This is a genomic window from Trebonia sp., from assembly GCF_049794275.1.
Taxonomy (GTDB): domain Bacteria; phylum Actinomycetota; class Actinomycetes; order Streptosporangiales; family Streptosporangiaceae; genus Trebonia.
In genome coordinates, this window is record NZ_JBARCR010000741.1 from 1 (window position 1) to 4,531 (window position 4,531).

The 4,531-nt window shown below is 69.4% G+C and carries 2 protein-coding genes and 1 pseudogene; 2 read left to right on the forward strand and 1 reads right to left on the reverse strand.

Annotated features, from left to right (window positions below):
- Window positions 1-59: 59 nt before the first annotated feature.
- A complete protein-coding gene (locus WA805_RS19530) occupies window positions 60-2,567 on the forward strand; it encodes a DEAD/DEAH box helicase (protein WP_422338752.1) in 2,508 nt (835 codons plus the stop codon).
- A gap of 15 nt (window positions 2,568-2,582) precedes the next feature.
- Here the strand turns inward: WA805_RS19530 and WA805_RS19535 are convergent, their stop codons facing one another.
- Complete coding sequence (locus tag WA805_RS19535; RefSeq protein WP_425243049.1) at window positions 2,583-4,046, reverse strand: hypothetical protein; 1,464 nt, start codon at window positions 4,044-4,046, stop codon at window positions 2,583-2,585.
- 131 nt (window positions 4,047-4,177) lie between these two features.
- On the opposite strand from WA805_RS19535, the pseudogene WA805_RS19540 reads away from it, so the two are divergent.
- Window positions 4,178-4,531: pseudogene (locus tag WA805_RS19540) on the forward strand (putative protein N(5)-glutamine methyltransferase); the annotation flags it as partial.

The window sequence follows — 4,531 nt, forward strand, 5'->3', positions numbered from 1 at the left end:
GCCGGCCAGCGCTCCGCATGGCTCAGGTAGTCGCCGGGACAAGGCACCATAGAACAGCCATGACGCTTACTGAACTGCTCCCGCCGCCCACGGCCGGGGCGGTAGACCCGGACGCGGTCTTCAACGCATTCTCGGGGTGGGCGAAGAGCCAGGGGCTCGACCTGTACCCGCACCAGGAAGAGTCGCTCATCGAGATCGTCACCGGCGCGAACGTCATCCTGTCCACGCCCACCGGGTCGGGCAAGAGCCTGGTCGCCATGGGCGCGCACTTCGCCGCGCTCGCGACCGGACAGCGCTCCTACTACACGGCGCCGATCAAGGCGCTGGTCAGCGAGAAGTTCTTCGCGCTGTGCGCCGCCTTCGGCCCCGCCAACGTCGGGATGATGACCGGCGACGCGAGCGTCAACGCCAAGGCGCCCATCATCTGCTGCACCGCCGAAGTACTCGCGAGCATCGCGCTCCGCGACGGCGCCGATGCCGACGTGGGGCAGGTCGTGATGGACGAGTTCCACTTCTACGCCGACCCGGACCGCGGCTGGGCCTGGCAGGTCCCGCTCATCGAACTGCCCAGGGCCCAGTTCATCCTGATGTCGGCCACCCTCGGGGACGTCACGCGGTTCGAGAAAGACCTCATCAGGCGCACCAAGCGGCCCACCGCGGTGATCAAGAACGCCGAGCGCCCAGTGCCGCTCATCTTCTCCTACCTCGTCCAGCCGCTGCACGAGACGCTCGAGGAACTGCTCACCACCAACCAGGCGCCTGTTTACGTGGTTCATTTCACGCAGGCCGCGGCGCTCGAGCAGGCGCAGGCGCTGATGAGCACGAACATGTGCACGCGGCAGGAGAAGGACAAGATCGCGGAGCTGCTCGGCGACTTCCGCTTCGCCGCGGGGTTCGGCAAGACCCTGTCCCGGCTGGTGCGGCACGGCATCGGCGTGCACCACGCCGGCATGCTCCCCAAGTACCGCCGCCTCGTCGAGACACTCGCCCAGGCCGGGCTGCTCAAGGTCATCTGCGGCACCGACACGCTGGGCGTCGGCATCAACGTGCCGATCCGCACGGTGGTGTTCACCGCGCTGAGCAAGTACGACGGCAAGCGGACGCGACTGCTGCACGCCCGCGAGTTCCACCAGATCGCCGGGCGCGCGGGCCGGGCCGGGTTCGACACGGCGGGCCGCGTCGTCGTTCAGGCGCCCGAGCACACCGTTGAGAACGAGCGCGCGCTCAAGAAGGCGGGCGACGACCCGAAGGCGCGCCGCAAGGTCGTCAGGAAGAAGCCGCCTGAGGGTTTCGTTTCCTGGGGCCAGCCCACGTTCGAGCGCCTAGTGGCGGCCGAGCCCGAGCCGCTGACCTCGAGCTTTACTGTCACGCACGCGATGGTGCTGAACGTCATCGACCGCCCGGGCAACGCGTACGCGTCGATGAAGCACCTGCTGACCGACAACGACGAGGACCGGGCCAGGCAGCGCAAGCACATCCACCGGGCCATCGAGATCTACCGCGCGCTGCTCGCCGGCGGTGTCGTCGAGCGCCTCGAGGAGCCCGACGAACTCGGCCGGTACGTCCGGCTGACGGTCGACCTGCAGTACGACTTCGCGCTCAACCAGCCGCTCTCCCCGTTCGCGCTGGCCGCGATCGAGCTGCTGGACAAGGAGTCCGAGACCTACGCGAAGGACGTCATCTCGGTCATCGAGTCCACCCTCGACGACCCGCGCCAGGTGCTGTCCGCGCAACAGTTCCGCGCCCGCGGCGAGGCGGTGGCCGCCATGAAGGCGGAAGGCGTCGACTACGAGACGCGCCTGGAGCTCCTCGACGACGTCAGCTACCCCAAGCCGCTTGAAGACGTCCTCGACGCCGCCTACGAGATCTACCGGCGCGGCCACCCGTGGGTCGGTGACTACCCGGTCTCCCCCAAGTCCGTGGTCCGCGACATGTTCGACCGCGCGATGACGTTCGGCGAGTACGTTCAGTTCTACGGCCTGTCCAGGTCCGAGGGCCTGGTGCTGCGCTACCTGGCCGATGCCTACAAGGCGCTGCGGCAGACCGTGCCCGACGAGGCGAAGACCGAGGAGCTCACCGACCTCATCGAATGGCTCGGCGAGCTGGTCAGGCAGGTCGACTCCAGCCTGATCGACGAGTGGGAGCGGCTCAGCCACCCCGATCCCGAGTCGGCCGGGATCGAGGCGGCGCCGAAGTCGTTGACGTGGAACACGAGGGCGTTCCGGATAATCGTGCGCAACGCGCTCTTCCGCAGAGTCATGCTCGCGGCACTGCGGAGATACGACGAGCTAGGCCAACTCGACGCGGCGGACGGCTGGACCGCGCGCGCCTGGGAGGACGCCCTCGACGGCTACTTCGACCTGTACGACGACATCGGCACCGGGGCGGATGCGCGCGGCCCGGCGATGCTCATCGTCGAGGAGGGATCGCGGGAATGGACGGTCCGGCAGATCTTCGACGACCCGGCGGGCGACCACGATTGGGGCATTTCCGCCAGCGTCGACCTGGCTGCCTCAGACGAAGCGGGCACCGCGGTTATTCACGTTACTGACGTCGGGCAACTTTAGCCGTTGCGGGCAGGCCTACGACCTGATGCGGTCGCAGGGCAGCGTCTGAAGGATCGCGCCGGCCTTCTCGGTGATCTGGCCGGTCGTCGAGACCGCGCAGTCGTGCTGCCACTTGGCCGCGATCGGCGCCCAGGTCCAGCCCCAGTTGCTGCGCCAGCCCACGTACTGGAAGTCCACCACCCAGGAGAAGGCGAGGACGGCGACTAGCGCCGTGACCGCCATCGCGGGGCGCACGCTGCCGGCGCCCCGCGCCGGTCCCGGCCCAGGCCCCGGCTCTGGCTGGGCGGCCCGGCGGCGGCGCAGGGCGTAGTCCACGGCGACGATGACGGCCGACACAAACAGGTAGATCGGCAGCACCGTGTACCTGCTGCCCGGCTGCTCGGCCGGGAACATCGTGGCCCGCGCCAGGTGGGCGGTCTCGGTGATGCCAACCACGGGGAAGATGAACCCGATCACCAGCGCGGTCACGACGAACGGCCTGGCCTCCGCCTGGGTCACCAGGATCACGGCGAAGATCGCGACTAGCACGACGCCCACCAGGGCGGTGGCGCCGTTCAGCCCGGCGAGCGACCGCAGCCACCACACCAGGTGCCAGCCGAACGCGGGCAGCACGACGTCATGCCCGTAGAAGGCGAGCGAGAGGCCGGGCGGCGCAGGCTGGCTGCTCAGCCGGGAAAGGCCGGACTGGTAGGCGGACACCACGAACGGCACTTGCGCCAGGCAGCCCGCTAGCCAGCCGATGGTCACCGCGTGCTCGCGGGGCCGTCGCAGCACGTACAGGCGTGCCGCGACCAGCGGCAAGAACAGGAAGCACAGGCTGTTGGAAGCGGCCGCGGTGAAGGCGAGGACCAGAGCTACGGCCATCCCGGCCCGCGTCCGCGGCCGCCACAGCAGCGCCCAGAACATCGCGGGAAACACGTACCAGACCGAGTTCACCCCGCTGTCGATGACCTCCATCGGCGCCGCGGGCAGCAGCACGAGCGCCACCGCGAGCAGCGCGCGCAGCCACGAGGAACGGATGTGGCCCGCGCTCGCGTGGTAGATGAACAGGGCGCAGCAGGCCGCGACGAGCGCCCCAGCCACCGCGAACGCCCGCGACGCCTGCGTTATCGGCAGGTAGACCACGAACTGCGCGATGACGCGGGGCAGGAACTGCCAGTTGCTGTTGTACCCGATGAAGATGTTCCAGTGCTTCTGCAAAGCCTGGGTCAGGAATACGAAGTAGTCCTCGGCGTAGATCGTGTCCCACGACGGCAATCGCAGCGGAATGCGCACCAACATCACCACGGTGGCGATGCCGACGGCCGCGACCTGGATCGCGACGCTGAGCGTGCGCAAGCTCGCCGTCCGGTCGGCCGGCGGCGGGGCCTCAGGGAACAGCTCACCGAGCGTTCGGCGGACCCGGCCGGCGTCCGGCTGCTGGTCTGGCATGACCACCGCGTGCGAGGTGTCGCCGGTGCGGCTGGTCTCAGGGATCATCGCCCAGAGATTATCACCGTGCTAACAGGGCACCAGGGCCTGTCACGGCGATTGGCGCCGGGTGCCAGGCGTGCGGCCGGCGGTTAATTCGCGTGGCTGCGGCCACCAGGCCGCAGGCATAATCCATCGGTATGACTACCGATGCCGATCCGGCCGTCGTGGCGCGGCTGCGCGCCGCCGGGTGCGTCTTCGCCGAAGACGAGGCCCGGCTGCTCGCGGCGGCCGCGGGCAGCCCAGCCGAGCTCGACCTGCTCGTCGAACGGCGGGCCGATGGCCTGCCGCTTGAGCTAGTGGTCGGCTGGGCGGAGTTCCACGGGCTGCGGATCTTCGTAGACCCTGGGGTGTTCGTCCCGCGGCGCCGCAGCGAGTTCCTCGTCGACACCGCGGTCTCGCTGGCTCGCGGGCCGGACCCGGTGATCGCCGACCTGTGCTGCGGCACCGGCGCGCTTGGCCTGGCCGTCGCCGTCGCGCTCGGCGGCGCCGAG

What these genes read in the sequence shown, in the direction of transcription:
- WA805_RS19530 (WP_422338752.1), top strand. Translation starts at nt 60, where the DNA reads ATGACGCTTACTGAACTGCTCCCGCCGCCCACGGCCGGGGCGGTAGAC.
- WA805_RS19535 (WP_425243049.1), bottom strand. Translation starts at nt 4,046, where the DNA reads ATGATCCCTGAGACCAGCCGCACCGGCGACACCTCGCACGCGGTGGTC.